The sequence below is a fragment of the Solwaraspora sp. WMMA2080 genome (genome assembly GCF_027497395.1).
Classification (GTDB): Bacteria; Actinomycetota; Actinomycetes; order Mycobacteriales; family Micromonosporaceae; genus Micromonospora_E.
Genome location: NZ_CP114910.1, coordinates 3,887,769 through 3,914,526, shown reverse-complemented (window position 1 = coordinate 3,914,526; position 26,758 = coordinate 3,887,769). Strand labels below are relative to the sequence as shown.

Sequence of the window (26,758 nt, the reverse complement as noted above, 5' to 3'; positions counted from 1 at the left end):
CGCGATCCAGATCCGACGGCATCGGGCCGGGCCGCTCCGCCGCCGGCCGCCCCGCCGCCGCCCACTGGGAACCCATCTGTTAAGGCAACCCCGCCGGCCACCGGGTCGGCGCCCGTGACCGGCCGGGCCAACGTGCCGGCCGTGTCCGGCGGCGCCGACGCGGCTCCGGCCGACGTCTCGGAGGGCGGCCACCGCGGACGCGCGTCGGTGCCGGCTCGTGGCACCGCCAGACCGGTTCCGCCGCCCGAGCCTGTACCGGCTGAGTCTGCGCCGACTGGCGGTGCACCATCCGGCTCGGCACCAGCTGCACCATCCGGCGCTGCATCGTCCGGGTCGGCACCGGTTGAGCCGGCGCCACCGGCCAGCCAGTCGTCACCTGACCGCCGCCGCCGGGCCCGGCGGCTGACCGTCGCCGTCGCCGTCGCCGTCGCCGTCCTGCTGGCCGGTGGTACCTCGATCGCGGTACTCCGGCCGGGCCCGGTGGCCGGCTGGCTCGGTGCCGCCGAGGTGAGCCCGAGCCCGAGCATGTCCGCCGAGCCGACGCCGGGTCCGGTGCTGGCCGGGTTGGCCGTCGACGCCCCGATTCCCACCACGGCCGGGCTGACCGAGACGCTGGACAAGGCGGTCAACCGATCCGGCCTCGGCGACCGGGTGCACGTTTCGGTCCGGGACATGACGACCGGCGCGGTTCTGTACGGTCGCGAACCGGCGGCGCTGACCGTGCCCGCGTCGACCACCAAACTGGTCACCGCGGCGACGGTGCTGGCCGCGGTCGGGCCGACACATCGGATCACGACCCGGGTGGTCGCGGGAGCCGCGCCCGGCGAGGTGGTGCTGATCGGCGGTGGCGACCCGACCTTGTCGATCGGTGACACCGGGTACTACGCGGGGGCCGCCCGGCTCGACGTGCTGGCCGCCGCCACCCGTAGCGCCCTCGGTGACACGGCGCCGACCAAGGTACTGATCGACAGTTCGCTCTTCTCCGGACCGGCGTTCGGGCCCGGGTGGGACGAGGACATCCCGACCGGCGGGTACGCGGCCGCGATCACCGCGCTGATGGTGGACGGTGCCCGGACCGATCCCGCCGCAGCCAAGGGCTGGGCGCCGCGCTCGGCCGCACCGGACCTGGCTGCCGGCCGGGCCTTCGCCCGTGCTCTCGGGCTGCCGGCGAACGCGGTGGACACCACACCGGCCGGCTACACCGACCAGCTGCCGGGCGCGCCGACGCAACCCGTCGACGGCGCCGACGCGGTCGCCGGCGCACCGACCTCGTCGGCGACCGGGCAGCCGGCGACCCCCCACCGGTCGTCGGGGGCAAACCCCGACCGGCCGGCGGAGGCCGGCCCGGGTGCCGAACTGGCCCGGATCGAATCGCCGCCGATGGCCCGGCTGGTCGAGATGATGCTCGCCGACAGTGACAACGTCCTCGCCGAAGCGCTCGCCCGGCAGGTCGCCATCGCCCGGGGCGAACCCGCGTCGTTCGCCGGGGCGGCGGTCGCGATGGACGCCGTACTGGCTGAACTCGGGTTGCCGGCCGACCAGAGCGACCTGTACGACGGCAGCGGCCTGTCCCGCAGCAACCGGGTGACCCCGGGACTGCTGACCGAACTGACCGTGCTCGCCGGCAGCGGCGACCGCCCCGCGCTGACCGGGCTGTTCTCCGGTCTGCCGGTCGCCGCCTGGTCCGGCACCCTGCAGGGTCGGTACCAGACGGCGGACGCCCCGCAACGGATCGGCGCTGGCGTGGTGCGGGCCAAGACCGGGTCGTTGTCCGGAATCAACGCGTTGGCCGGCACGGTGACCACCGCCGACGGCCGGTTGCTGGCGTTCGCGGTGCTGGCCGACGAGGTGCCGTTGCTCATCGACGCCGCCCAGGCCGGCCTGGACCGGATCGCCGCGACCCTGGCCAGGTGCGGTTGCCGTTGACCGGGGCATGATCACCAGGGTCGGCGGGCGTCACCCGGGTACGGTGGGTGCATGGCGCAGTTCGTGGACTGGGATCTGGCCGCCGCAACCGCCGGCGCGCTGAGCAAGTCGGGGCCGAAGGCTTCGCTCGACGAAGCGACCGAGGTGGTCAACGACCTTCGCCGGCTGACCGACGAAGCGGCCGGACACGTCGTGGCGTACACCGGTCTGCAGGCCCAGGTCGCGCACCCGCCGGTGCGGGTGGTCGACCGGCGGGACTGGGCCGTCGCCAACATCTCCGGGCTGCGTGACGTGATTACGCCGCTGGTCTCCCGGGCGGCCGGCGACCGCCAGCCGGGCGCGCTCACCGACGCGATCGGTTCCCGGGTTACCGGTGTGCAGGCCGGCACGGTGCTCGGCTACCTCTCCGGCCGGGTGCTCGGTCAGTACGAGGTGTTCTCCGGTGACCCCGGCCAGCTGCTGCTGGTCGCCCCGAACATCGTCGAGGTGGAGCGCAAGCTGCACGCCGACCCGCGCGACTTCCGACTCTGGGTCTGCCTGCACGAGGTCACCCACCGCACCCAGTTCACCGCCGTGCCGTGGATGCGCGGCCACTTCCTGGGCCAGGTTCAGGCGTTCGTCGACGCCTCGCAGGCCGGTGGCGACAACTTCGTCGACCGGGTCCGGCGCGGGGTCGGCACGCTAGCCGAGTCGATCCGCGACCCGCAGAGCCGGGCCAGCGTGCTGGACATCGTGCAGACCCCGGCGCAGCGCGCCGTACTCGACCGGCTGACCGCGCTGATGACCCTGCTCGAAGGGCATGCCGAGTTCGTCATGGACGGGGTCGGGCCGGAGGTCATCCCGACGGTGGAGCAGATCCGGGCCGGCTTCAACCGCCGCCGCGAGGCCGGCAACCCGCTGGAGAAGGCGATCCGCCGGCTGCTCGGCGTGGACGTCAAGATGCGCCAGTACGCCGAAGGCCGCAAATTCGTGCACGGCGTGGTCGACAGGGTCGGCATGGCCGGTTTCAACAAGGTCTTCGACTCCCCGTTGACCCTGCCCCGGCTGGAGGAGTTGGGCGACCCGGACGCCTGGGTGGCCCGGGTGCATGGCCCGGTCTCCGGCTCGCCGCCGACCGTCGTCTGAGCCGCGGGTGCCCAGGCTCGCTCCGGCTGTCGCCGAGCTGCGTGTCGCGGTCCGGCGGATGCTGCGCGAGTACGCCGGCCGGCTGGTGCTGGTGGCCTGCTCCGGCGGCCCGGACTCATTGGCTCTGGCGGCCACGGTCGCGTTCGTCGCCCCCCGCTGCGGGGTCTGCGCCGGGCTGGTGACTGTCGACCACGGCCTGCAGGCGGGGTCCGCCGAGCAGGCCCGGGACGTGGCCGGCTGGGCGGCCGGGGCCGGGTTCGACCCGGTCGAGACCGTCGCCGTCGAGGTCGGTGCCGCCGGCGGCCCGGAGGCGGCGGCGCGGACCGCCCGCTACGCCGCGCTGACCCGGGTGGCCCACCGGCACCGGGCGGCCGCCGTGCTGCTCGGTCACACCCGCGACGACCAGGCCGAGACGGTGCTGCTGGCGCTGGCCCGGGGGGCCGGTCCGGCCGGCCTGTCCGGGATGCCGCCGGCCCGCCAGGTGGACGGCGTCACGGTGCTGCGTCCGCTGCTGGACGTGGGGCGGGAGCAGACCCGGGCGGCCTGCGCGGCGCTCGGCCTCACCCCGTGGGCCGACCCGCACAACACCGACCCGGCGTACGCCCGAGCCCGGGTCCGGGCCGACGCGCTGCCGGCCCTGGTCGAGGCGCTGGGCACTGCGGTGGTGGCGAATCTGGCGCGGACCGCCACGCTGGTCGCCGCCGACAACACGACGCTGGACGGGCTGGCCGACGCCGCGTCGGACCGGGCCGCCACACCCGGTGGTGGGCTGGCGGTCCCGGTCCTGACCGAGCTGCCGGACGCGGTGCGGACCCGGGTGCTGCACCGCTGGGCGTTGCGGCTCGGTGCGCCGGCCGGGGCGTTGGCGTACCGGCACGTCACCGCTCTCGACGCACTGGTCACCCGGTGGCGTGGGCAGCGGGCGGTGCACCTGCCGGGTGGTATCGAGGTGCGTCGGGCCGGGGGTGAACTGTCGGCCGGCTCAGCCGACGGCGGTCCGGTCGCGGAACGTGCCACGGTACGCCTGGGGTGTGGCGCCGACCCGCCGGCTGAAGTGGTGCCGGAGGGTGGCGGCGTCGCCGAAGCCGCACCGCCGGGCCACCGTCTCCACCCCCAGGCTGGTCTCCTCCAGTAGCTGGCGGGCCAGCAGCACCCGCTGGCCGGTGAGCCAGTCGTGCGGCGTGGTGCCGGTCTCGGCCCGGAACCGGCGGGCGAAGGTACGCGGTGCCATGTGTGCCCGGGCAGCCAGTTCCTCCACGCTGATCGTGGTGTCCAGGTGCTGCTGCATCCATACCAGCACCGACTCCAGCGTGGCCGCTGTCGGGCTGGCCGCGATCGGCGTCTCGATGAACTGGGCCTGCCCGCCGTCGCGGTGCGGCGGCACCACCATCCGGCGGGCGAGTCTGGTCGCCAGGGCGGAGCCGTGCTCCTGGCGGACCAGATGCAGGCAGGCGTCGATCCCGGCGGCGGTGCCGGCGCTGGTCAGCACGTTGCCGTCGGCCACGTACAGCGAGTTGCACCGGATCCGGGCGGTCGGGTGGCGGCGGGCCAGCTCGTCGGCGTACCGCCAATGGGTGGTGCATTCGCGGCCGTCGAGCAGGCCGGCGGCGCCGAGCACGAATGCGCCGGAGCAGACGCTGAGCAGGGTGGCGCCGCGGCGGTCGGCGGCGCGTAACGCGTCGACCACCGGTGCGGCGACGGCGTCGTGGAAGCTGGCCGCGGGCACGGCGACCAGGTCGGCGTCGGCGACCGGCCGCAGATCGGCGGTGGGTAGCAGCGAGAAGCCGGAGCTGGTGCGGACCGGGCCGCCGTCGACGGTGCAGACGTCGAAGCGGTATCCGGGGAAGCCGTCCGCGGTGCGGTCGTGACCGAAGACCTCGCAGACCACCCCGAGCTCGAACGGGGCTACGCCGTCGAGCGCGATCACCGCGACGGTACGAAGCATGCGACGAGTCTAGCCCACGGTGGCAGGATTTCGATGAACAGTGGCATCTCTGCCGCTGTTCGCTCAGCGGGCCGGCGCGCAGACTTGGTGTCGACGTCCGGTGCGCACCGGCGGCACACCCATCGGGACCAGGGTGAACACACCCATCGGGACCAGGGTGAACCTCCCGTCAGGACCAACGTGAAGGTGGCTGCCGCCATGGAACTTCTTATCGTCGTGTCGATCATCCTGCTGCTCGCCGCCGCCTCGGCGGCCGGCCTCACCCGGGACAGTCGTGACTCGGCCGACTGGCGGCCGAGTCACGACGGTGTCCGCCGGCCCCGGTGACCGTCGGCTGGACCACCGTCACCCACCGGCGCCACGTGAGTATCCGCCGGCCCCGGTGTCGGCTGGCCGGCCGGATGCGGCAGGCTTAGCGCATGGCTGACGGCTCCTGGTACGACGCCGACATCGACCGTGTGATCATTTCCGAGGAACAGATCCGCGACAAGACCGCGGAACTCGCCAAGCAGATCGCCACTGACTACGCCGACGTGACGGGTGGACTGCTGCTGGTCTGCGTGCTCAAGGGCGCGGTCATGTTCATGGCCGACTTCGCCCGTGAGCTCGGCCGGCAGGGCGCTCCCGTCGAGTTGGAGTTCATGGCCGTCTCCTCCTACGGGCAGGGCACCACCTCCTCCGGCGTGGTCCGCATCCTCAAGGACCTGGAGCGGGACATCGCCGGTCGGCACGTGGTGGTGGTCGAGGACATCATCGACTCCGGCCTCACCCTGTCCTGGCTGCTGAAGTACCTGGCGTCCAGGTCGGCGGCGAGCGTGGAGGTGGTCGCGCTGTTCCGCAAGCCCGAGGCGGTCAAGGTGCAGGTCCCGGTGCGGTATGTCGGCTTCGACATCCCCACCGAGTTCGTGGTTGGCTACGGCCTGGACTTCGCCGAGCGGTACCGCGAGTTGCCCTACGTCGGGGTGCTCAAGCCCGAGGTGTACGGCCGCGGCTGACCGCCGCCGGTGTGTCAGCCGTCGGGAAACTCCTCGGGACGTCCAGGCCACTCCCAGGAAACAGCGCTACGGTATGCGGTGGCGCGGGTCAGCTGACCGCGCCGACGTGGGACCAGCGGACGGAGCGCGGGTCGACCGGGCTCGCGGACGCGCACCTCGTCACCACGGTGTACCTTCGAATGACCGTGGCGCTCGGTTGGCGCCCCGGAGTGGCTAACCAGACGGTCAGAACGTCGATCAGGAGGGTCCGGGCGCTGCGGCGCTCGACATACGTATGGAACGTACGCGTTTCTTCCGCCGGCCGGTGGTCTGGATCATCCTGGTGATCATCGGTGCGATAGCGCTCAGCTCGTTCTTCACCAACGGCCCCAGCTACCACAAGGTGGACACCTCGGTGGCGCTGGAGCGGCTGGAGCAGGGCGGCATCGACAAGGCGATATTCCAGGACCGGGAGCAGACGCTCCGGCTCGACCTCGCCGAGCCGGAAGAGTTCGGCGACACCGAGACCGACCGGATCGAGGCCCAGTTCCCGTACGAGGTCGGCGACGAGATCTGGACCGACGTGCTGGCCGCCAAGGAGGCCGGCCGGGTGACCGGCCCGGCCGAGGCCGAGGTGTCGTCGGACAGCATCTTCATCACCCTGCTGGTCAACCTGCTACCGATCGCCATCCTGGTGATCCTGCTGCTGCTGTTCATGTCGCAGATGCAGGGCGGCGGGTCCCGTGTGCTCAACTTCGGCAAGTCCAAGGCGAAGGTGATCACCAAGGACACCCCGAAGACCACCTTCGCCGATGTGGCCGGCTCCGAGGAGGCCGTCGAGGAGTTGCAGGAGATCAAGGACTTCCTGCAGAACCCGGCGAAGTACCAGGCACTCGGTGCAAAGATCCCCAAGGGCGTACTGCTGTTCGGTCCACCCGGCACCGGGAAGACCCTGCTTGCCCGGGCGGTGGCCGGCGAGGCCGGTGTGCCGTTCTACTCGATCTCCGGGTCCGACTTCGTCGAGATGTTCGTCGGTGTCGGCGCCAGCCGGGTCCGTGACCTGTTCGAGCAGGCCAAGGCGAACGCCCCGGCGATCGTCTTCGTCGACGAGATCGACGCGGTCGGCCGGCACCGTGGTGCCGGCATGGGCGGCGGCCACGACGAGCGGGAACAGACCCTCAACCAGTTGCTGGTCGAGATGGACGGCTTCGACACCAAGGGCGGCGTGATCCTGATCGCCGCCACCAACCGACCCGACATCCTCGACCCGGCGCTGCTGCGCCCCGGCCGGTTCGACCGGCAGATCCCGGTCGACGCCCCGGACATGGAGGGCCGCAAGGCGATCCTGCGGGTGCACGCCCGGGGCAAGCCGTTCGCCCCGGACGTCGATCTGGACGCGGTGGCCCGGCGTACCCCCGGATTCAGCGGCGCCGACCTGGCCAACGTGATCAACGAGGCGGCGCTGCTGACCGCCCGGCAGGACGCCCGGGCGATCACCAACGAGGCCTTGGAGGAGTCGATCGACCGGGTGGTCGCCGGCCCACAGCGGCGGACCCGGGTGATGGGCGACAAGGAAAAGAAGATCACCGCATATCACGAGGGCGGTCACGCCCTGGTGGCCTGGGCCCTGCCACACGCCGCCCCGGTGCACAAGGTGACCATCCTGTCCCGGGGGCGGTCGTTGGGCCACACCCTGGTGCTTCCGACCGAGGACAAGTACACCCAGACCCGTGCCGAGATGATCGACACCCTGGCGTACGCCCTCGGTGGCCGGGCCGCCGAGGAACTGGTCTTCCACGAGCCCACCACCGGTGCCGGCAACGACATCGAGAAGGCCAGCGCGTTGGCCCGGGCCATGGTCACCCAGTACGGCATGAGCGCCAAACTCGGCGCCGTCAAGTACGGCACCAACGGCGACGAGCCGTTTCTCGGCCGGACCATGGGCCACGAGCGGGACTACTCCGATTCGATCGCCGCTGAGATCGACAGCGAGGTCCGCGCCCTCATCGAGCTGGCCCACGATGAGGCCTGGGAAATCCTGGTCGAGTACCGCGACGTGCTCGACACCATGGTGCTGGAGCTGATGGAGAAGGAGACCATTTCCCAGTCCGACATGGCCCGGATCTGCGAGCGGGTGGTCAAGCGGCCGCCGATGGCACCCTTCAACGGCTTCGGCAAGCGGCAGCCGTCCACTGAGCCGCCGGTGCTGACCCCGGCCGAGAAGGAGAACCTCGGCCGGCAGGCGGTCGCCGACGGGGCTCAAGCCGTCTTCGGCGGTGGCATGTCCGCGAACTCGGACGGCACCTCCTGAGCAGCCCTGACCTACCGTCCAGCGCGTCGTCGACCGAACCCGACGACGACGCGCTGGACTATCTCGCCGCCCGACTGATCAACGGCAAACTCAACGGCACGCCGGTCGAACGCTCCGTCGACCTGACCCGGATCGAGCGCGCCGTACGGGAGATCCTCATCGCCGTCGGCGAGGACCCGGACCGTGACGGGCTGCGCCAGACGCCGGCCCGGGTCGCTCGGGCGTACGCCGAGCTGCTCGCGGGTCTGCGGGCCGACGCGGCCCAGGTGCTCACCACCACCTTCGAGGCTGACCACGACGAGCTGGTGCTGGTCCGCGACATCGAGGTGATGTCGCTGTGCGAGCACCACATGCTGCCGTTCCGGGGCGTGGCGCACATCGGGTACATTCCCGGAGCGACCGGCCGGATAACCGGCCTGTCGAAGCTGGCCCGCCTGGTCGAGGTCTACGCCCGGCGGCTACAGGTCCAGGAGCGGCTCACCTCGCAGATCGCCGACATGCTGATGAGCCGGCTGGAGCCGCGCGGTGTGGTCACCGTGCTGGAGTGCGAACACATGTGCATGGCGATGCGCGGCATCCAGAAGGCTGGTGCCCGTACCATCACCTCGGCCGTACGCGGTGTGTTCCAACGCGACGCCAAGTCCCGTGCTGAAGCGATGAGCCTGATCATCCACAGCTGACGCCAACTGCCCGATTCACCCGAGCAGCGAGATCAGCGCCGCCAGCACCAACGCCAGCACCAGCGGGACCGCGCAGACCAGCGCCCCCACCAACGGTGTGCGGTCCGGCCGCTGGCGCGGCCCGCCGAATACGAAACCGACCGCCAGCCAGCCAAGGCCGAACGCGACCAGCGGCAGGACCAGCCCGCAGCCGAGCGCGTAGCCCAGCGGTGCCTGGTCTCCGGCGACCACGAACATGGCCAACTGGATCATCAGGACGATCACCGCGAACGGCCCGTACACCAGCAGGTTGCGAAGCCACGGCGGGGGACCGCCAGACGGACCCGCCGCGACGGCCAGGTCGCCGTTGGCGGCGTCGACCTGCGCGTGCGCTCGCGCGATCGCCGCCTGCCGGGCCGGCGACCCGACTGCCAAGGAGGCAGGCATCCGCACTGCGGCACCGACCGAAGCCCCGGCTGAGGCACTGACCGCGGCGTGGACCGCGGCTACCTCCGGCGGCATCGGATTGAGCAGGCCAGGCGGTACGCCGAGCATGACCAGTTGACGCCGCTGGACAGCGAGCCGGTCGCGCAGCACCGTCAGGTCCATTGAGCGCCGGTCGCCAGCTGGACCGTCCGTTGGCCGCCCTTGGCCGTGGCGTAGCCGGGCCAACCGTCGGGCGGCCGCTACGTACTCCGCCCACTCGTCTCCGGTGCCGTTCCCAGTCACGCCGCGCCCTCCGCAGTGTCGGCTACGACGCGCCCCTCCCCGGTGTCGGCTACGACGCGCCCCTCCCCGGTGTCGGCCCCGGTCCCGGCCGGTTGGAACGGGACGAAGACGGTGCGCCGGTCGGTCTGCGCGTCGTACAACAGACCACGTTGCGGGCGGGGGTGCCAAGCCGGCAGCCGGCCGGCGAACCCGACTGGCCCGGCCGTCGCGGCCTGCTCGGTCACCGGCCGGTCGAGCAGGACGATCCCGGCGATCAGGTCCGGACTGGGACCGAGAAATGCCAGGAACGAGTCCGGCTGCTCCCAGCCGGAGAGCAGATGGATGCCGCGGGCCGGCCCGGAGTCCAACAGGTTGCGCAGGCGGGCGGCGGCCGGCCCGCCGAGCTCGAGAACGTCGGCGGTGGCGATGACCAGGTACGCGGGGCCGGCTGCGTCGCCCAGCGTCCGGAGAACCTCCAGATCCACCACCTCGGTCGGCTGACGGACGCCGACCGCTCGGGCGAGGTCGGTCAACTGCCGGCGGTCGTGTTCGCCCATCGACAGCAACAGGATGCGGGCGGTGCCGGGCTGGTGGTGTGCCGCGGCGCTGCGTACCACCGTGGCCAGCAGGCTCGCGGTGCTCTCCCGGGAGCCGAAGATGGCGAGGTGGCGACCGGGGGCACGTTCGAACCGGAACTCCGCTGTCCGCCCCGGCAGCTCGACGGCCCGGCCGAAGAGTCCGGCTGGAGTGTCCGGCGGGTCGGCCAGCACCCGCTGGTAGGTCTCGTCCGATTCGAGCTCCGGCTGGAGGTAGCCGGCGAAGACCTGCGGCGGCCGGGCGTCGGCCGCACGGCGCGACCACAGCTGCCGGCGGAGCCCGGCCAACCCAGGCCGGTCCGTGTACGGATCCGGAAACACGACGGTACGTTCGTGGCCGCGGGTCGCCCCACGCGGGCCGCCCAGCCCGCCGGCGGTGTTCACCACTGCCCGACCCGTCGGCAGCCCGACCGCGGCGTCGTTGCTCGGCTCCAGGAGCCAGTCACCGCCGGCCAGCACCACCCGGACCGGGAACTGGCTCAGCAGCGAATCCCGCCGCCACCAGCCACCGCCGGTCGACCCGCCGGCCGGATCGGGGCCGACCCAACCGCCTGAGCCCACCCAGCCGCCCGACCCGTCAGGCTCATCGGATCCGACGCTCTGCTCCGACCCGGGAGCTGGGCCGGTCCCGGAGTCGGCGATCAGCAGGTGGACTCCGCTGCCGCGCCCGCCCCTGGCGATCCGTTCGAGCAGGTCGAGTGACTCGTCGGCGACCGGTCCGGTCAGGTCCAGCATTGGGGCCGGATCCTTGAGCACGCAGAGAACGCGGGTCGTGCCCGTGGCGGCGGCGAGCTCGGCGAACCGGGTCGTCCCATTGCGGGTCGCCAGGAAGGAGCGCCGGTCGACCTCCGCCGCCACCTGACGCAGCACCGACAGTCCGTACTCCGGGTCGGCGTCCACCCCGGCCGTCGCGATGTGCGGCAGCCCGGACGGGTCGGTGACGCCGGGCAGCACGCTGGTGAACGACTCGCCGGGCGACAGGTCCACCAGATGCAGGGTCACCTCGGCGGGATCGTGCCGTACCGCCAGCCCGTACAGGAGGGCGGTGAGGAACTGGTCCACCTCTGCGCCGGCCTGCCCGGCCACCAACCAGTGTGGGGTGATGTCGTTGAACCGGAGCAGGACCGGCCGGTGTCCGTCGAACCCCGCTGCGGCCACCAGCCCGTCGGCGGCGGATCCGGCGACCGTTCCGTCCGCCGGGTCGGGCAGCAGGTCGGTCAGCGGTGGACGGGCACCGACCTCGGACCGGGCGACGAGTTCCGCGCACACCTGGTCGATCAGCTGCTGGGGTGGCTGCCGGTCCAGGTACACCGGCGCGTCGAGACCGCCGAGGTGGTCGCCGCCCGCTCCGGCCGGCAGGTCGCGGAAGGTGTCCCCGGGCGGGTCACCGACCAGGACGTACGGATTCCGTAGCCGCACCATGGTGCTGCACGGCAGGTCGGCGCGGGTCTGCTCGGTGTCCAGCGGAGGCGGCGGCCAGCCGGCGACGACCAGATGCAGGCCATGCTCGGGGCCCACTTGGGCAAGCCGGGCGATCCGGTCGAGCACGACACCGTCGGTGAGTTCGGGCAGCGAGGCGATTATCAGCAGCATGAACCGCCCCTGCCGGTGGTGCCGGGCGACCGTCGGTCGGGCCGGTCGGATCCACTGCTCCGCCTCGGCCAGGGCGGCCCGCAGCCCGGTGACGTCGGTGGCGGCCGGGCGCAGCACGCCGGCCTCGGTCAACGGCCGGAAAGGGCCGAGCACGTCCTCGCCCGCGGCACCGACGCCGTCCACCGTGCGCACCGACACCCGTTCCGGCGGTACGGCGGCCAGCAGGCGGAGCAGCACGGCCCGCAGCAGCCCGGCGACCCGTCGGTCGCGGATGTCGCCGTCGAGCGTCAGATGCCCGCTGCCGAGGAACGGGACGACCACCGGGAACCGGGCGTCGTCCAGTGGCTGGGCGATGCCGATCCGCAGGTGGCCGACGTGGTCGAGACCGCCCATCGGCATCGTCGGGGTCTGGGCGTCGAGCGGGGCACCCCACCAGCCGGGGGCCAGCCGCGCTGCGAGGCTGCGGAGCTGCTCGGCGACCTCGTGCTGATCGGAGCCGGTGGTACGGCCGCCACCGGCCGCGTCAACCTGGTCCAGCGCGGTGACGACGGCTGCCGCCGAGCGGTGCAGCGCGGCGGCGCGGTCCAGGTCCATGCCCATGTCGACCACCTGCCTACCGCTGTACGGCAGCTCGTCCGCGAGCGCCGGTTGAGTTCAGACCTGAGACGGTATCCCAGCCGGTCCGCAGCCGGATGTGGGGTGACCGAGGTTTCCCGCCTGATCAGTACTCGTCAGGGTGCTTCGCCGGATATGTGACCAATAAGGACTCGAACCGGCTATTCAGTCTCACGTTCGCGACGGATACTGTCGAGGGGTGGAGCAGACCCGGCCGGCGGCGGCCCCTGTACGCCGTGGACGGGTGCCCAGGCAGCGAATCGCTCCCGGCGTCGGAGTGCCGCCCGTGGTGCCACCCGGCCGCCGGCTACGGCTGGCGTTGGTGCTGGCTGCCGGGATCACCGCGCTGCTCTGCCTCGGCGGCGTCAGCGTCGCGTTCGTCCTCTACACCAGCGTCACCACCCCCGACCGGGGCACCCCCGAATCGACGGTCCGTGGTTACCTCGTGGCCTACCTGTCGGCCCGCGACGACCTCCAGGCCGACGGTTTCACCTGCACCGACCCGGATCTGTCGGCCGTCCAACGGCTGCGGGAGCAGGTCGTTGCCAGCGAGGAACGAGGCAGCACGGTCATCGTGCGGGTCCAGTCGGTCGCGCTGGTGTCCGAGTCGGAGAGCTCGGCGGTGGTTTCGGCGACCGTACGACAGACGGCCACGTTCAACGGCCGGATGTTCGCCACAACTGCCGACTGGCGGTTCCACGTGGTCGACCAGGGTGGTTGGCGGGTGTGTGGAGCCGAACAGACGAGCTGAGCGCTCGACCGCCTCGGTCTCGCCGGCAAGGCTGCCGACGTCACTCCACCCAGACCAGATGGACCGGCAGTTCGATCGTCTCCGGCGGCTGACCCGTCCAAACCCACCGGTACCAGGCCAGCTCGGTGGCCGCCCGAACACAGATGTCCCCATCGGCGCCGGAGTGCAACTCGGTCACCGCGCGCAGGTCGCGGCGCTCCTGGCCGTCGTCCATGTGCACCAGCCGTCGGCCGACCAGCGGCCCCGCGTCAACCACCGGCACCGGAAAACGGGGTGCCGGGGCATCCAGCGACACGAGCCGGGACAGCACGTCGCCCCGCCCGGGGTGGGTCAGCGTGTCGTCCGGCTGCTCGACCCAGACCCGGTCGGCCGGTACCAGGGGGGCGAACACCTCCACCCCCTCCGATTCGGCCCGGTACCATTCCTGCTCCGGCAGCACCGGCACGTAGGTGCGGCTGCGCTGCACGACCTTCTCGTCGCCGCGCAGGTCGCCGCGCCATCCGGTGCCCGGCAGGCCAACCCAGACCCGCCGGCCGCGTAGCGTGGCTGCGACGGCGGCTGGCACCAGCGCTGTCGGTCGCGGCGGTCGAGGCGCCCAGTTCGGTTGATCCGCGAACGGGTCCGGCATCGGGTCCCGGGTCAACGCAGTTTCCTCCGGTCGGTCAGCCACTCTCACCGAGCGGCGCGCCCCGCTCCCGCATGAACGGCACCGGGTCGACGGCTCCGCGGCTGCTGCGGTCTGCGTTGAGATGGATCTCGTAGTGCAGGTGCGGGCCGGACGAGTTGCCGCTGGAGCCAACCTCGCCGATCACCTGTCCGGCGTCTACCAGGTCGCCTTCGCCGACTTCCGGCCGCTTCACCATGTGACAGTATCTCGTGATCACCTGGTCGGCGTGCAGGATGTCGACGAACCAGCCGCAGCCACCTTTGCTGGGCGAGCCGTCGACGTCGCAGTCGAGGCGGCCGTACTGGTCCGGGTCGCACCGGGAGACGATGACGCGGCCGGCCGAGGCGGCCCGGATCAGGGTGCCTTTCGGCTGGGCGATGTCCACGCCGTTGTGTCCGGGCCGGGAGCTGGTCCGGAAGCCGGACCCGACGTTGCCCGGCACCGGTCGGGTCCATCCTGAGGCGGCGACCTCGCCGTCGGCGGCGCAGCGCAGCAGCCCGTCCGGGCCGGCGACCGCGCGGGCCGCGCCGCCGGTGAGGATGTTGACGATCCGGGTCGCCAACGGTTCGTGCTTGGCGTACGCGTCCGGGAAGGCACTGACCTGCACCCGCTGGGCGGCGTCGGTCAGCGCCATCGTCTCCCAGCCGTCGATGGTCAGCAGCTTCTGGTAGAACTTCTGCGACGAGTACGCCGGATCCTGTAGCTGTACCGGGGTGCCCCAGCCCTGGCTGGGTCGCTGCTGGAACAGGCCGACCGAGTCGTGGTCGTTGCGGTCGCCGAGATGCCCCAGGTTCCGCAGTGCCGACTCCTGCATGGCGGTTGCCACCGCGATCACCCAGCCGCGCGGCGACACCGACAGCTCCGCGCCGGTGTTGATGATCACCGCCGCGTTGGCGACCTGGTCCGGCCCGTACGGCCCGACCCGGGGCGCCTGGTCGGGGTCGACCGGGCCGTCCCGCCCGCAGCCGAAGGCGGCGAACAGCGCCGAATCCGGCTCGTCGTCGCTGAACAGCACCGCACCGATCCCGCCGGTGCAGCAGAGCAGCACCAGCGTCGCGGTCAGCGCCACGGTCAGGGCGACGTGCCGGGCGGCGCGGGTCCGCATGCCGGGGCTGTCGTTCATGCCCGCACCCAGTCGACGCCGTCGACCAGCCACTGTCCGTCGGAGCCGGTCAACCGTAGCCGCAACGTACCGGAATCCACCTCGATCACCACCTCGACCAGATTCGTCGCGTACGAAATGACCGCCGGTTCACCGGTCAACCGCTCGGCCGGCACGGCCACCGGATCGACGCCGACCAGCTTCTCGGCCAGTTCCTCGGTGGCGTACGGCCGCAGCCCGGCGTGCCACTGCTCGGCGTCGAGGCCGCGATCGAGCCAGGCGGTCGCGAACGCGACGGCGACCGTCGGCGGATCTGCGGCACCGGGGCTGGTCACCGGGTCAGGGGCAGGTGCCACCGACCGTATTCCGTCGTCACCGGCGGTCGGGTCGATGGTCAATGCCGGTTGTGGTCCGGGTGCACCCAGCAGTGGCCCGCTGGTCCCGTCATCGCGGCCGACGACCTGACCGACGCCGACCACGCTGACCACGACGACGAGCAGCACGACCGCCAGCCCGACCCGGGACCGGAAGAGGAACCGGGTCAGCAAGGCGATGACGGGACGCATTCCGGGTCACCGAGCTTCGGTACGGATGCGCGGCTTCGGCGCCTCGTCGGGCTTGCGGGTGCTGTCGGGCCGGTAGACGGCGTACTGGTGCTCTTCGGCCGGGACGTCGGGCGCGGTCCACGTCGACGCGCGACGGGGTCGGCTCGATGGTCGGGGCGACCCGGGCTGGGCGGTGGGTTCGGAGCCGTCCTCCCGGCCGTCCGGCCGCTCCCTGGCCGGTCCGGTGCTGCCGGCACCACCGGCGGGTTTGTCGCTGCTCGGGTCCTCCAACCGGGCCTCCGGCCGCACCACGGTCTGCTTGACGACGGTCTGGTCCCGTCCGTCCTTGGACTTGACCACGACCTGTTCGGGCTCGCGGGTCTCCCGGGTTTCCCGGAAGTACCGCAGGTTCCACGAACTGCCGCCGCCGTCCCGGCCGCCAAGATCGGTGATCCGCCGGTACGGACGCAGCAGCAGCCAGCCGACCATGCCGCAGAGCCAGATCAGTACCACCTGCAGCCAGCCCGGCAGGGTGGGGGTGCTCATGATCAGGTCGACTGCGAACAGGTAGACGGCCGCCCCGGTGCCGAAGATCGCGATGTTGAAGACGGCGGCGACGACCGCGTTGCCGAGTCGACGCATCCCCGCGCCGGCCGGCCGGAGCAGACCGATGGTCCCGAGGATCGGCGCGGCGACGACCGCCCAACGGAACAGCAGGAATCCGAGCAGGACCAGCAGCGACGCGGCGAGGTCGAACATGGCGAACATGGCCGCCGCGAAGATGGCGATCAGGCCGGTGCCGACCCGGTCCATCTCCCGGATGCCCTGCAGATGCTCGTACGCCTCCGGATCCTCGGTCCGGATCTGCTCGGCGACCTTCATCCACTGCTGGTTCTTGGCCTCGATGATCGGTTCCCGCAGTGCCGGGTCGGCGCGGATCTCCTCGATCTCGGACCAGGTGAACGCCTGGGCGTCGTAGAGCACCGGGCCGTACTTCTTGGCGGTGTCGGTGTCCGCCGAGCCGAGCACGCCGCGCAGCCAGTTGCGGTAGAGCATCGACGACGTGGTCGTGTCGCTGGCCCGCACAGCCGGCGGACGCAGGTCCGCACACTGCTGCGGGTCGGGGTACGGGCACTCCTCCGGTGTCACCTCGACGGCCCGCGGGCCGACGGCCTCGTGGACCACGCCCAGTGTGCTGGTCAGCGCCTCGTCCGCCAGGTTCGCCGAGCGGACCGGCCAGGCGGCGATCGCGGTCACCACCACCATGATCAGGACCGCCCAGCCGGCCGTCGTGATCATGTTGCTCATGTCCGACTGACGTGACCGCCAGATCAGGTACAGGCCCACCACACAGAGGGTGATCAGCCCGAAGACCGTGAACACCTCTTCGTAGATCGCCGTGGTCGCCTGCGCCACCAGCGGGTCGGCCCAGGCGTACATGGTCCCCGGGTCCCAGGCCCGTTCCCGGATCGCGTTGGACGCGCCGACGATCGCGGTGGCGACCATCATCTCCAGGTTGGCGACCCCGTTGAACACACCCACGTCGGCGTTCACCACCGAGGAGGCACATCCGCCGTTGAGGTCGTACGTCGGGAACCGGTAGCCGGCGTACCCATAGTTGGTGTAGTGGCCGATGGCGCCCTCGTAGGTCTCCGGCTGGGTGGCGAACCAACCGCCGAAGCCGGAGTCGGGGGCGCTCGGTGCTGGCGGGTCGAGGCACTGCGCGCGGGCCGAGCTGACGTCCTGCAGTCGGTCGAGACAGGCCCGGAAGTCGGCCTGCCAGGCCTCGACCGGACACAGGTCGGCCGGTGCCTGGGCGGGCAGTTGGGCGACCGGCCCGGCCGGGGCGGCCTGGGCCGGAGCGGCCGCGCCGAGTACCGGCCAGGAGATGCTCGCCACGGCGGCTGTCAGGACGGCGAGCAGGAGCGCGGTGCACCGGGTCGCGGTCCTCGCCACGTCACACCTCCAGGTCGCTGAGCGCGGTCGGCAGACCGGCGGGTGCCGCCTGCGGCGTACCGGGTGTGGTGTCGAGGTGGTCGAGCAGTCCGTCCACGTATGAGACGTCCACCCGGACCTTCTGCACCCGACCGTCCACGTCGCGCATGATGAACTCCCGAAAGCCCAGTCGGCTCGCGGAAGAACTGTCTACGCTAGACAACGAGGCGAGCGTCGCCTCGTAACCGTCGTCGACCGGGACACGCAGCAGGCGCAGCGCCTCGGCGGCGATCTCCTCGTCCTCGGCGATCCGGCCGACGAAGACGGTGGAGACCAGGTTCTGCACGTCCAGCCCCAGGATGTCCCGTGGATTCTGCGACGAGACCAGCGCGGCCAGGTTCCACTTGCGGGAGTCGCGGGCCAGCCGGACCAGGAAGGACCGGCCGGAGCGCCAGCCCTCCATGAAGTGCGCCTCGTCGAGGCCGACGAGCTTGCGTGACCCCATCGAGCCGCCGTAGCAGCGGCGTACCGCCAGCCGGTGGGCGGTGTGCAGCATCGGCAGAGCCAACGCCTCCTCGGCCGACCAGTACTCGCGTTCGATCTTCAGGTCGGGCAGCCGCAGCCCGGCCATGGTGATCACGGTCAGCGCGGCGTCGGCACCGAGCAGGCCCGGCTCCGGCGAGCCGAAGAACAGCAGGGCCAGCGGCATCTCGGCGGTGTCCAGCAGCAGGTTGGCCAGCTCACGGCCGTCGTCGTCGAGCCCGCTGAGGCAGGCGACCACGTCGTCCAGCGTGGAGGTTTCTTCGGCGGGCACCTGGCGGACCGCGTGCCGCAGCAGGGTGGCCGTCGACGACTCCCGGGCCACCTGCGGCGGCACCAGCATCATGCAGATGTCCTGGACCAGCATCCGGCGTTCGGCCCGGGCGTTCGACACGGAAATTTCGTACTCGCGGTCGCCGGCGGCTCCGGCGGCGAACTCGCCGCGCACCGGTGTGGGGATGAGAGAGTACGGTGCCAGGGTGCCCTGTTCGGAACCGGTCAGGTTGAGCACCCGCGAGTACGGCCGTAGCTCCGGCATGGCGCAGAGCCGGGCCAGCGGCCCGGACGGGTCGAGCAGGGTGACCTGCACGCCGCGCCGGGCGGCCAGGTAGCCGAGGGCGCCGAGCAGGGTCGACTTGCCGCCGCCCGGCTCGGCGACGAAGACGGCGAGCCCGGAACGTTCCCGGACCTCCATCGGGAAGTGCAGGTCGAGGAAGACCGGCCGGCGGCAGGTGCCGGCGGTCCGCCCGATCAGGTCGCCGCGCCGGTCGCCGACCGTCGACGCGGCCTGCGGCAGCGCGGCGGCCAGCAGGTTGACCGGCATCCGTCGGATGTATCCGGTGTTCGCCACCGGCTCCCCAGGGATGAACTCCCGGGCCAGCCAGTCCTGGTTCTTCGGATGCTGCAGCGAGATGCGCATTTCCCGGGAGTACAGCTGGATCAGCCGGCGGGCCCGTTCAAGACACTCTTCGCGGGTCCGGCCACCGACGGCGATCCGGTGCCAGCCGTGCGCCCGGGCGGACTCGACCGGCAGGCCGGTGGTCATCTCGTCACCGATGTGCAGGGCCCGCTTGGCGAGCCGTTCCAGTTCCGGCGGCGCGTCGATGCCGTGCTCGGCGTAGTCCAGTTGCTGGGAGCGGATCATCCGGAGCCGGTGCTCCAGGTTGCGGAACGAGTCGGCCGGCCCGAGCAGGTCGATCCGGGAGGAGATCTCCATCGGCCACGGCAGCCGTTCGTGGAAGTGCATCCACGGCTCGTGGCGTTCCGGGATCTCCAGCGGCTCCATCCGGCCGACTGCCAGCACCGCGACGTGCCGCTCCTCGCCGGTCATCCGGTTGACCAGCTTGAGCGTCGAGCCGTACGGGGTCCGGTAGCGCTCGACCTGCTCGGTGAGGGCGAGCAGGTCGCCGCGGTCCCAGTTGCCGTTTCGGACCGGCGAGAGCATGGTTGGCGGGTTCATGCAGAGCGCGACCGACCGGTAGAGCAGCCATTCGAGTTCGCCAGCGGTGACCCGTCGACCCCGCATGCCGAAGGCACCCAGCACCTCGTCGAACTGCTCGACCATCCGGCCGAGCCGGCGGCGTTCGCTCTCGGCGACGCCGCGGCCGAACAGCCGCAGCACCCGTTCGGACAGTGAGTCGCCGAGCGACCGGCGGGCGAAGGTGATGCCCAGGTAGGTCTGCCCTTCGGCGTGGTTGACCGCCATCAGGTGCCGTTGCGCGGCGACCAGGTGGTCGGACCAGGAGACCGCGTCGGAGACGTTGGGCAGGGGGTTGCTGGTTAGCGAGTCGATGGTGCGGGCCCACTCGTCGGCCGGGAACGGCCGGGTCGTGCGGCGCAGGTGCACCCGGAATCCGGCCAGGCCGGCGTACTGCTCGGAGATGGCTGACAGCAGCACCTCCCGCTCGGCGTCGGGCCGGAACGCCCAGCGCACCTCGGGCAGCCAGTACCAGGCGGTCACGGTGTTCGGGGTGAAGGTGAGGTGGCCGGCGATCTCGGTGATGGCGAGTTCGGCGGCCGGGTCCCGGTCGGTGAACTTGACCTTCGGGGGGCGGACCGGCACCGGCTTGATCAACTTGTCCGGCCGGTCGACCTCGGCGGCCCGCCGGCGGGCACGCTTGCCCTTGCCGCTGACCGGTGCATCGGCCGGCGCCGGCCGATGCACCGGTGCGGGTGCGGCGCGCTGTTGGGGCGCGGGCGCGGCGTGCTGCTGGGATGCAGCGTGCTGCGGCGTCGCCGGTAGCCGGCGTTGTGTCGGTGCGCCATCTTGCTGCGCTGCCTTGGCCCCGTGTGTCGGCTCGGGCCGGCTCCGAACGTGTTGCGCGGTCGGACCGGGCCGGCGGGTGGCGGCGGGCGGTGGCGGCAGGGCCGGTGCCGGCGGTGGTGACGGTGGCACTGTGGACGCCGAGGTGGCCGGCTGGCCGTCACGAGGTGGGGCCGATTCGGCTGCCGGGGCCGGGTCGGCGGCGGTACGCGGGGTGGGCGTGACGGCTCGACGCTGGACCGGCGGTTCGGGTGGCGGGGCAGGGGGACCGGACAGCGCCGAGCCGATCGGCCCAGCGGGTGGGGTGTCCCCGGCCGACGCGTCGCCGGGGGTCCCCTGCGGATCGTGCCGGGCGGGCGGTCCGATGGCAGTCTGCTGCGCCGGCGGTGCGATGGCGTCGTGCCGGGTGGGCGGTTCGATGGCGTCGGGCCGCGTCGGTGCTGCGATCGCGTCGTGTTGGGCCGAGCGTCGGATCGCCGTGCGTGGTGTGCGGCCCGGCTGATGGCCACCGGCGGGGCCGGCACCCGGGAAAAGGTCCAAGAAGGGCGAGTCGATGTCGGTGCTGTCGCTCATACCGGCTCTGGGATTGGGCACTGGTGGTGCCGGCGGCGGGGTTCGCGTTGGCCGGCTGCCGCGGGATGCCGCGGGTGCCTGAAAGAAGGCGACCGCGCCGTGGCTGGGGCTGGTGACCAGTTCGGTGTCGGTCGACTCGTCCAGCTCGGCGGTGTCGTAGTCGGTCGATCGCTTACCGTTACCGCTGGTGCCGGACGGCTGACCGGCCGGGTGGGAGGAGCCCGGCGGAAATGATCGACTCATGCCATCGCCTCACGCCGCCGGCCGGCCGGGTGGACAGCGGCTGCGGTTCGGTGGTCGGTGCGGGTCATGCCAACTCCTCCCGGATCCGGATGTGGCTGGCGATCAGTCGCGGGTCTCGCTGTTCAGTGGCGGGTTCCCTGGTGCGGCGCCAGTCGGTGAGGGCGGTCCGGACCACCATCCGGGCGGGCCGATCCGGGTCGACGTACCGGAAGATGAAGGAGGTGGTGACGATCGCCAGCGCGATCTCCCAGGCGGGGAAGAGTTCCACGGTGAAGGTGAACGCCCAGTGGATGAACATGTAGAGCGGTACGAGGAGGATGAACACTCCGTACTGTGCATACGGCAGGTGGATCGGCAACGTGTAGCCGGGCGGGCCGAGGTAGACCAGCCGGGCGCGGTAGATGTCGTCGTCGGTACGCAGCCGCATCCTGTGCCCCGCGCTCTATTCGAACATCAGGTTGATGAGGTAGTCGCCGACGAAGAAGAGCGTCGCCGCTCCGGCGATGAACGCCAGACCCACGATCGCGATCGCGGAGCTGGTCAGGACCTTGGAGATCTCGCCCTTGCTGGCCCGGCCGATGAAGATCACGCCCAGCACGGCAAGCAGGATCGGCGCGACCTTGCTGGCGAGGAAGGAGACAACGCCCTCGGTGTTGAAGCCGGTCGGCGCCGGGTCCGGCTCGCCAGCCGGCGCGGCCAGCAACGGAAGCGTGTCGACCACGGACGCCATGGCGGCGTTGACCGTGTCGACGAGCGTTGTTTCGATCATGGGAACCTCCCCGGTGTGCGGCCGGCGAAGCCGGGGCACTGCAGTTGTCCAGCCTCACGGACGTGTCGGGTCGTGCCGCGAGTTTCGACCCTGCGTCCGGCGATCACCGCGTACGGTGATGATTTGTGGGCTTTTTGTCCAACTTCAGCCCTTCTCCTCGACGTTGCCCTCGCTGACCACCAGCAACTGCAAAGCGTACGGGCCACCCCTGTCTGGTACAAGCTGCGTGCAACTCGACCGACAGCGCCGCCGTGCCGCCGTTGTCTGGTTCGAGAGTACCCAGCATGCCCTCTGCCGGCCGACACCGAGCCGCGCCGGTACCGTCCTATCCGTGACCGATCTGCTGCGGCCGGCCCGGCCGGTCGTGATGGGCGTTCTCAACGTCACGCCTGACTCCTTTTCCGACGGTGGGCGGTACGCCGACCTCGACGCCGCCGTCGCCCACGGCGTCCGGCTGCACCGCGACGGCGCCGACCTGATCGACGTCGGCGGTGAGTCGACCCGGCCGGGAGCGGTGCGGATCGACGCCGCGACCGAGGTGGCCCGGGTGCTTCCGGTCGTCCGGGCGCTCGCCGCCGCCGGCGTACCGATGAGCATCGACACCACCCGGGCAGCGGTCGCCGCCGCCGCGCTGGCCGCCGGGGCGGCGGTGGTGAACGACGTCTCCGGCGGTCTGGCGGATCCACGGATGGCCGAGGTGGTCGCCGACGCCGGCTGCCCGTGGATTCTGATGCACTGGCGTGGGCACTCCGACCGGATGCAGGACCTGGCGCACTATCGCGACGTGGTCGGCGAGGTCCGCGCCGAGCTGGCCGCCCGGATCGACGCCGCACTGACCGCCGGGGTGGCCGCCGACCGGCTCGTCGTCGACCCCGGTCTCGGCTTCGCCAAGCGGGCCGAGCACAACTGGCAGCTCACCGTCCGCCTGCCCGAACTGCTCGACCTCGGTTGCCCGTTGCTCTTCGCCGCCAGTCGCAAGTCCTACCTGGGCCAACTGCTCGCCGACCCGGCAGGCCAGCCACGGCCGGTCGACCAACGGGCCGCAGCGACCACCGCCACCAGTCTGCTGGCGGTCGCCGCCGGCGCCTGGGGGGTCCGGGTACACGACGTCCGGGACACCGTCGACGCGCTGGCGGTGTGGCAGGCCAGCGGGCGTCCCCGGATCGTCCCGGACGCCGACGATCCGCCGGGGAGCCGTCGATGACCGACCACCAGCCCGCCGCAGCGCCGTCGCCCGACCCGGGGGCCGCGCGGCCGTCGACGACCGACCGGATCGTGCTGACCGGGCTACGCGCCCACGGCCGGCACGGCGTCTACCCGCAGGAACGCGCCGCCGGGCAGGACTTCGTCGTCGACGTCGAGCTCACCGTCGACCTCACGTCGGCGGCTGCCTCGGACGACGTCACCGACACCGTGCATTACGGCGAGCTGGCCGACCGGCTCGTCGCGATCGTCAGCGGCGAGCCGGTGAACCTGATCGAGACGCTGGCCGACCGGCTGGCCGTCCAGTGCCTGGCCGACCACCGGGTCCACTCGGTCACGGTGACCGTGCACAAGCCGCAGGCGCCGATTGCACACCGGTTCACCGACGTCGCGGTCGTGCTGACCCGGAGCCGACCATGACCCGGAGCCGACCGTGACCCGGGCGGTCCTGGCGCTGGGCAGCAACCTCGGTGACCGGTACGGGCGCTTGCGCGCGGCGGTGCGGTCGCTGGACGACGTACTGCTGGTCGTCTCCGGGGTCTACGAGACCCCGCCGTGGGGCGACCCGGCGCAGCCCGACTACCTCAACGCGGTCGCGCTGGTGGCCGACCCGGGCGCCGCGCCGGCCGATTGGCTCGACCGGTGCCGCAGCCTCGAACGGGCCGCCGGCCGGGTGCGGGATCCGGACCGGCCGTACGGGCCACGCAGCCTGGATGCGGACGTCGTCGCGGTCTGGACCGACGACGACGTCCCGGTGTTCAGCGACGATCCTGAGCTGGTGCTGCCCCATCCCCGGGCGCGGCTGCGGGCGTTCGTGCTGCGACCGTGGATCGACGTCCAGCCGTACGGCCAACTGCCCGGCCACGGCTGGCTGACCGACCTGCTCAACCACGATCCGGTCGCCGGGGACCTGCTCGAACTGCGCCCCCGACCGGATCTGCCGCTAGAGTCGACCCAGTGAACGTGCGTCTGTCGATCACCTTGCCGGGGTTGATGCTGCCGTGACCGGACCGGGAGTCAGCCCGCGTGGACGGGAGCCTGACGAGCCACGGATGGGGCCTACCAGGTTGTCCACCCTGGTGGTGGCGGCGCTGGCCGCCGCGGCGGTCGGCTGGCTGGTCATCAGCAGCTGGTACGTACGGATGCCGGTCCTACCCTGGCTACCCTCCGTGACGCTGGCGGCATTGGCCGTGTTCGAAGGGTACGCGGCGCTGAACACTCGGGCCCGGGTCGACCGCCAGCCCGGGCACGACCCGGTCAACCCGCTGCTCGCCGCCCGTTTCGTGGTGCTGGCCAAGGCGTCCTCCCTCGCCGGTGCGATCTTCGCCGGCTTCTATGCCGGTCTGGTGCTGTGGCTGTTCATCCAGCCGACCCGGGCGGCAAGCAACGACCTGCCGGCCGCTGGCAGCGGTTTGGTCGCTGCGGTCGCGCTGGTCGCGGCGGCGCTCTGGCTGGAGCGGGCCTGCCGGGTCCCGGACCGCCCGGAGGACTCCGACACCCCGGACCAGCCGGCCGACTGACCGGACTGCCCACCGACCGGCTGTCGACTGACTGACCGGTCTGCCGGGCCGGTCCGCTGGGCAAGTGCCGACCCGGCATCGACCCGGTTCCGGGCAGCTCGGCCGGATACGGGGGGTGACGGCCGGACCTGGTCGCGGGTACGGTGCCTGCGACCGGTACGGCTGCCCGGGCCACCGCGCGGACGCCACACACTGGTCGACTGAGCGACCAGAGGAGACGCGGTATGGCGTACGACGATTCGCCTTATCGCCGGCGGAACGCGAGCACCTCGGATCCGACCGGCCACCATCCGCCCGGCGACACCCGCTACGGCGACACCCGCTACGGCGACACCCGCTACGGCGACACCCGCTACGGCGACACGCGGTATCCGGCGGCCGAGCCTGGTCGTCGCGGCCCGGCCGGCTACTCGACAAGTTCCTTCTCCACCGTTGCGGACTTCTCCACGGCCGGAGGCTCCATCACCGCGGACTCCGCCGCGACCGGGAACTCATCCGCTGCCGCGGACCAGGCGACACGCAACTCCGCCACCACCCGGCACAGCCGTCGCCGACGGGCGTCCACGGCGCTCGACGACGTCTTCGACGACCCCTACCACGGCGAACGCGGCCGGGACCGGCTCGGCGTGCACTTCATCTGGGAACTGATCCTGCTGCTGGTGGTCGGCGGGATCGGCTACCTGCTCTACCGGGTCGACCCGGGTCTCACCACCGCCGGCACCCGCGATCCGCTGCTGGTCTACGCAACCGGGCTCGGCCTGTTCGCGCTCGCCGCCGGGGTCACGCTGCGCGCCGGGGCGCCGAACCTGGCCATCGGGCCGGTGGCGGTGGCCGCCGCGCTGCACTTCGCCGAGAACGGCGACAACGGCGTGGTGCCGGTGCTGGTCACCGGCATCATCTGGGCGGTGGTGCTCGGTGCGGGGACGGCGCTGCTGGTCGCTGGCCTGCAGGTGCCCGGTTGGGCAGGCAGCCTGGTTGCCGCCTGTGTGGCGGTCGTCTTCATCCAGCAGCGGTCCGGCCCGGTCGACCTGCAGGGTGCCTTCGACCCGACCGGCCAGGCGTTCGTGCTCTTCGGTGGCTTCGTCGTGCTGGCGCTGCTCGGTGGATCCCTCGGCACGATCAAGTCGATCCGGCGGGGGGTCGGGCGGTTCCGACCGGTCGCCGACCCGGCCGACCGGCGGGGCGGCGTCGCCGCACTGGTCACCAGCGGTGCGCTGATCCTGTCGATGGTCTTCGCGGTCGTCGGCGGGGTGCTGCTGGCCGCCGTCGGCAACGGCCCGGTCAGCCCGTCGGTGGGGCTGGAGTGGACAGCGGTGGCGATCGGCGCGGCGCTGCTCGGCGGGACCAGCGTCTTCGGCCGCCGGGGCGGTGTCTTCGGGACCGTGTTGGCGGTGATCGGCCTGACCCTCTTCATCAGGTACGCCGAGCTGCGTGACCTCGACATCGCGCTGTACGCCACCGGCGCCGTCGCGGTGGTGGTCGGGCTGACGGTGACCCGTCTGGTGGAGACGTTCGGCCGGCCACGGTCGACCTCGGTCGACGACGCCGGCGAAGCCCAGGAAGCCGAGCAGACCGCAGGCGAGTCGGCTGGTGAATCCGAGCCGGTCCACTACGACGGTCGGCCGGCGGACTGGCCGGAGCATGCCCAGGCCGGCTCCGGCTGGCCGTCCGACCCGCCCACCGGCGGCCAGCAGTCCTGGTCTGCCTCCCTGCCCGCCCAGCCGGCGCCGGCCCGGGACCGCTGGGATACCAGCGACAGCTGGGGCGCCGACGACCAATGGGGCACCGACAGTCGCTGACCCGCCGGCAGGCTAGCCGCCGAGCAGGCCAGCTGCCAAGCCAGCGACGGACCGGCGGGTTAGGCTCGCTGATATGACCGAATCGCCGGCCGCAGACCGCGCCACGCCGACCTTCGAGGAACTCGATCGGCTCTCCACCGAACAGTTGCGGGAGCAGGCGTTCGAGCTGGCCCGGCAGCGCAAGGACCTGGGATTCTTCTGGTCGATAACCCAGCGGCTGTCCCGGGCCGACGACGCCAGTGAGCTGGATGGCGCGCCGAACTCGATCGGCCCGACCGTCGAGGACGCGGTGGCGCTGTGGCGGGAGTTCACCGGCCACGAGTACGGCGAGTCGGAACCGTTGCTACGGGCAGCGTTCATCGACTACCTGCTGCGGCCCGGGCAGCGGAGCTGATG

The 26,758-nt window shown here is 72.0% G+C and carries 24 protein-coding genes and 1 pseudogene; 15 read left to right on the top strand and 10 right to left on the bottom strand.

Translation table 11 applies throughout. The features are described 5' to 3' along the window. Nucleotides 1–217 precede the first annotated feature (217 nt). From O7543_RS17835 to tilS, 4 genes and pseudogenes are all read left to right on the top strand, one after another. Nucleotides 218–406 carry a hypothetical protein gene (locus tag O7543_RS17835; RefSeq protein WP_281555826.1) on the top strand — a complete coding sequence of 63 codons (189 nt, stop codon included), beginning with the start codon at nt 218–220 and terminating at the stop codon, nt 404–406. Continuing rightward, entirely contained in the window at nt 403–1,926 is a 1,524-nt protein-coding gene (gene dacB, locus O7543_RS17830) for a D-alanyl-D-alanine carboxypeptidase/D-alanyl-D-alanine-endopeptidase (RefSeq protein ID WP_281555803.1), read from the top strand. Before O7543_RS17835 ends, dacB begins: the two co-directional genes overlap by 4 nt. 51 nt (nt 1,927–1,977) lie before the next feature. Continuing rightward, nucleotides 1,978–3,051: a zinc-dependent metalloprotease gene (locus tag O7543_RS17825; RefSeq protein WP_281552789.1), complete on the top strand. Its 1,074-nt coding sequence runs from the start codon at nt 1,978–1,980 to the stop codon at nt 3,049–3,051. Between the two features lie 7 nt (nt 3,052–3,058). Further along, nucleotides 3,059–4,030 (top strand): annotated as a pseudogene (gene tilS, locus O7543_RS17820) (tRNA lysidine(34) synthetase TilS); the annotation flags it as partial. Between the two features lie 3 nt (nt 4,031–4,033). Here the strand turns inward: tilS and O7543_RS17815 are convergent. Next, on the bottom strand, nt 4,034–4,996 hold the full coding sequence (locus O7543_RS17815; RefSeq protein ID WP_281552790.1) for a helix-turn-helix domain-containing protein: 963 nt from the start codon (nt 4,994–4,996) through the stop codon (nt 4,034–4,036). A 198-nt stretch (nt 4,997–5,194) separates the two neighbouring features. Between O7543_RS17815 and O7543_RS17810 the strand changes: the two genes are divergently transcribed. From O7543_RS17810 to folE, 4 genes are all read left to right on the top strand, one after another. Continuing rightward, nucleotides 5,195–5,323: a hypothetical protein gene (locus O7543_RS17810; protein ID WP_278172054.1), complete on the top strand. Its 129-nt coding sequence runs from the start codon at nt 5,195–5,197 to the stop codon at nt 5,321–5,323. A gap of 92 nt (nt 5,324–5,415) precedes the next feature. Then, nucleotides 5,416–5,991: a hypoxanthine phosphoribosyltransferase gene (hpt, locus tag O7543_RS17805; protein WP_281552791.1), complete on the top strand. Its 576-nt coding sequence runs from the start codon at nt 5,416–5,418 to the stop codon at nt 5,989–5,991. A gap of 274 nt (nt 5,992–6,265) precedes the next feature. Continuing rightward, the gene (ftsH, locus tag O7543_RS17800; RefSeq protein WP_123603842.1) at nt 6,266–8,281 is read left to right on the top strand and encodes an ATP-dependent zinc metalloprotease FtsH; all 2,016 of its coding nucleotides are present in this window, start codon (nt 6,266–6,268) and stop codon (nt 8,279–8,281) included. Continuing rightward, nucleotides 8,278–8,961 carry a GTP cyclohydrolase I FolE gene (folE, locus tag O7543_RS17795; RefSeq protein WP_281555804.1) on the top strand — a complete coding sequence of 228 codons (684 nt, stop codon included), beginning with the start codon at nt 8,278–8,280 and terminating at the stop codon, nt 8,959–8,961. Before ftsH ends, folE begins: the two co-directional genes overlap by 4 nt. A gap of 15 nt (nt 8,962–8,976) precedes the next feature. Here folE and O7543_RS17790 read toward each other — a convergent pair whose 3' ends face one another. Continuing rightward, on the bottom strand, nt 8,977–9,549 hold the full coding sequence (locus tag O7543_RS17790) for a hypothetical protein (protein ID WP_281552792.1): 573 nt from the start codon (nt 9,547–9,549) through the stop codon (nt 8,977–8,979). A 116-nt stretch (nt 9,550–9,665) separates the two neighbouring features. Further along, nucleotides 9,666–12,437: an FtsK/SpoIIIE domain-containing protein gene (locus O7543_RS17785; protein ID WP_281552793.1), complete on the bottom strand. Its 2,772-nt coding sequence runs from the start codon at nt 12,435–12,437 to the stop codon at nt 9,666–9,668. 259 nt (nt 12,438–12,696) lie between these two features. Here O7543_RS17785 and O7543_RS17780 point away from each other — a divergent pair, with 259 nt between their 5' ends. Next, complete coding sequence (locus O7543_RS17780; RefSeq protein WP_281552794.1) at nt 12,697–13,203, top strand: hypothetical protein; 507 nt, start codon at nt 12,697–12,699, stop codon at nt 13,201–13,203. Between the two features lie 40 nt (nt 13,204–13,243). Here O7543_RS17780 and O7543_RS17775 read toward each other — a convergent pair whose 3' ends face one another. The 7 genes from O7543_RS17775 to O7543_RS17745 all read right to left on the bottom strand — a co-directional run bounded on the left by O7543_RS17775 (nt 13,244) and on the right by O7543_RS17745 (nt 21,801). Further along, nucleotides 13,244–13,831 carry a hypothetical protein gene (locus O7543_RS17775; RefSeq protein WP_281555805.1) on the bottom strand — a complete coding sequence of 196 codons (588 nt, stop codon included), beginning with the start codon at nt 13,829–13,831 and terminating at the stop codon, nt 13,244–13,246. A 34-nt stretch (nt 13,832–13,865) separates the two neighbouring features. After that, nucleotides 13,866–14,993 (bottom strand): M23 family metallopeptidase, encoded by a 1,128-nt coding sequence (locus O7543_RS17770; RefSeq protein ID WP_281552795.1) that lies wholly within the window; start codon nt 14,991–14,993, stop codon nt 13,866–13,868. Beyond that, the gene (locus O7543_RS17765) at nt 14,990–15,538 is read right to left on the bottom strand and encodes a hypothetical protein (RefSeq protein ID WP_281552796.1); all 549 of its coding nucleotides are present in this window, start codon (nt 15,536–15,538) and stop codon (nt 14,990–14,992) included. The genes O7543_RS17770 and O7543_RS17765 overlap by 4 nt, the downstream gene beginning before the upstream one ends. Before the next feature lie 6 nt (nt 15,539–15,544). Then, nucleotides 15,545–17,473 carry an MFS transporter gene (locus O7543_RS17760; RefSeq protein ID WP_281552797.1) on the bottom strand — a complete coding sequence of 643 codons (1,929 nt, stop codon included), beginning with the start codon at nt 17,471–17,473 and terminating at the stop codon, nt 15,545–15,547. A 1-nt stretch (nt 17,474) separates the two neighbouring features. Then, a complete protein-coding gene (locus O7543_RS17755) occupies nt 17,475–21,071 on the bottom strand; it encodes an ATP-binding protein (RefSeq protein WP_281552798.1) in 3,597 nt (1,198 codons plus the stop codon). Between the two features lie 64 nt (nt 21,072–21,135). After that, nucleotides 21,136–21,498 (bottom strand): hypothetical protein, encoded by a 363-nt coding sequence (locus O7543_RS17750; RefSeq protein WP_123603834.1) that lies wholly within the window; start codon nt 21,496–21,498, stop codon nt 21,136–21,138. A gap of 15 nt (nt 21,499–21,513) precedes the next feature. Next, nucleotides 21,514–21,801 carry a hypothetical protein gene (locus O7543_RS17745; RefSeq protein ID WP_233606437.1) on the bottom strand — a complete coding sequence of 96 codons (288 nt, stop codon included), beginning with the start codon at nt 21,799–21,801 and terminating at the stop codon, nt 21,514–21,516. Nucleotides 21,802–22,171: 370 nt separating this feature from the next. On the opposite strand from O7543_RS17745, the gene folP reads away from it, so the two are divergent. The 6 genes from folP to O7543_RS17715 all read left to right on the top strand — a co-directional run bounded on the left by folP (nt 22,172) and on the right by O7543_RS17715 (nt 26,756). Beyond that, a complete protein-coding gene (folP, locus tag O7543_RS17740) occupies nt 22,172–23,044 on the top strand; it encodes a dihydropteroate synthase (protein WP_281552799.1) in 873 nt (290 codons plus the stop codon). Further along, entirely contained in the window at nt 23,041–23,463 is a 423-nt protein-coding gene (gene folB, locus O7543_RS17735; protein WP_281552800.1) for a dihydroneopterin aldolase, read from the top strand. Before folP ends, folB begins: the two co-directional genes overlap by 4 nt. 13 nt (nt 23,464–23,476) lie before the next feature. Further along, a complete protein-coding gene (gene folK / locus O7543_RS17730; protein WP_281552801.1) occupies nt 23,477–24,004 on the top strand; it encodes a 2-amino-4-hydroxy-6-hydroxymethyldihydropteridine diphosphokinase in 528 nt (175 codons plus the stop codon). A 91-nt stretch (nt 24,005–24,095) separates the two neighbouring features. Then, a complete protein-coding gene (locus O7543_RS17725) occupies nt 24,096–24,563 on the top strand; it encodes a DUF3180 domain-containing protein (protein WP_281552802.1) in 468 nt (155 codons plus the stop codon). Between the two features lie 224 nt (nt 24,564–24,787). Then, nucleotides 24,788–26,362, top strand: coding sequence for an ABC transporter permease (locus O7543_RS17720; protein WP_281552803.1), 1,575 nt, complete (start codon nt 24,788–24,790; stop codon nt 26,360–26,362). A 73-nt stretch (nt 26,363–26,435) separates the two neighbouring features. After that, complete coding sequence (locus O7543_RS17715) at nt 26,436–26,756, top strand: hypothetical protein (protein WP_281552804.1); 321 nt, start codon at nt 26,436–26,438, stop codon at nt 26,754–26,756. Nucleotides 26,757–26,758 lie beyond the last annotated feature (2 nt).

Excerpts from the sequence above, each read along its gene's own strand:
- O7543_RS17825 (WP_281552789.1), top strand. The coding sequence starts at position 1,978 with ATGGCGCAGTTCGTGGACTGGGATCTGGCCGCCGCAACCGCCGGCGCG.
- O7543_RS17815 (WP_281552790.1), bottom strand. The coding sequence starts at position 4,996 with ATGCTTCGTACCGTCGCGGTGATCGCGCTCGACGGCGTAGCCCCGTTC.
- O7543_RS17810 (WP_278172054.1), top strand. The coding sequence starts at position 5,195 with ATGGAACTTCTTATCGTCGTGTCGATCATCCTGCTGCTCGCCGCCGCC.
- hpt (WP_281552791.1), top strand. The coding sequence starts at position 5,416 with ATGGCTGACGGCTCCTGGTACGACGCCGACATCGACCGTGTGATCATT.
- ftsH (WP_123603842.1), top strand. The coding sequence starts at position 6,266 with ATGGAACGTACGCGTTTCTTCCGCCGGCCGGTGGTCTGGATCATCCTG.
- O7543_RS17790 (WP_281552792.1), bottom strand. The coding sequence starts at position 9,549 with ATGGACCTGACGGTGCTGCGCGACCGGCTCGCTGTCCAGCGGCGTCAA.
- O7543_RS17785 (WP_281552793.1), bottom strand. The coding sequence starts at position 12,437 with ATGGGCATGGACCTGGACCGCGCCGCCGCGCTGCACCGCTCGGCGGCA.
- O7543_RS17775 (WP_281555805.1), bottom strand. The coding sequence starts at position 13,831 with ATGCCGGACCCGTTCGCGGATCAACCGAACTGGGCGCCTCGACCGCCG.
- O7543_RS17770 (WP_281552795.1), bottom strand. The coding sequence starts at position 14,993 with ATGAACGACAGCCCCGGCATGCGGACCCGCGCCGCCCGGCACGTCGCC.
- O7543_RS17765 (WP_281552796.1), bottom strand. The coding sequence starts at position 15,538 with ATGCGTCCCGTCATCGCCTTGCTGACCCGGTTCCTCTTCCGGTCCCGG.
- O7543_RS17755 (WP_281552798.1), bottom strand. The coding sequence starts at position 21,071 with ATGAGTCGATCATTTCCGCCGGGCTCCTCCCACCCGGCCGGTCAGCCG.
- O7543_RS17750 (WP_123603834.1), bottom strand. The coding sequence starts at position 21,498 with ATGCGGCTGCGTACCGACGACGACATCTACCGCGCCCGGCTGGTCTAC.
- O7543_RS17745 (WP_233606437.1), bottom strand. The coding sequence starts at position 21,801 with ATGGCGTCCGTGGTCGACACGCTTCCGTTGCTGGCCGCGCCGGCTGGC.
- folB (WP_281552800.1), top strand. The coding sequence starts at position 23,041 with ATGACCGACCACCAGCCCGCCGCAGCGCCGTCGCCCGACCCGGGGGCC.
- O7543_RS17725 (WP_281552802.1), top strand. The coding sequence starts at position 24,096 with ATGGGGCCTACCAGGTTGTCCACCCTGGTGGTGGCGGCGCTGGCCGCC.
- O7543_RS17720 (WP_281552803.1), top strand. The coding sequence starts at position 24,788 with ATGGCGTACGACGATTCGCCTTATCGCCGGCGGAACGCGAGCACCTCG.
- O7543_RS17715 (WP_281552804.1), top strand. The coding sequence starts at position 26,436 with ATGACCGAATCGCCGGCCGCAGACCGCGCCACGCCGACCTTCGAGGAA.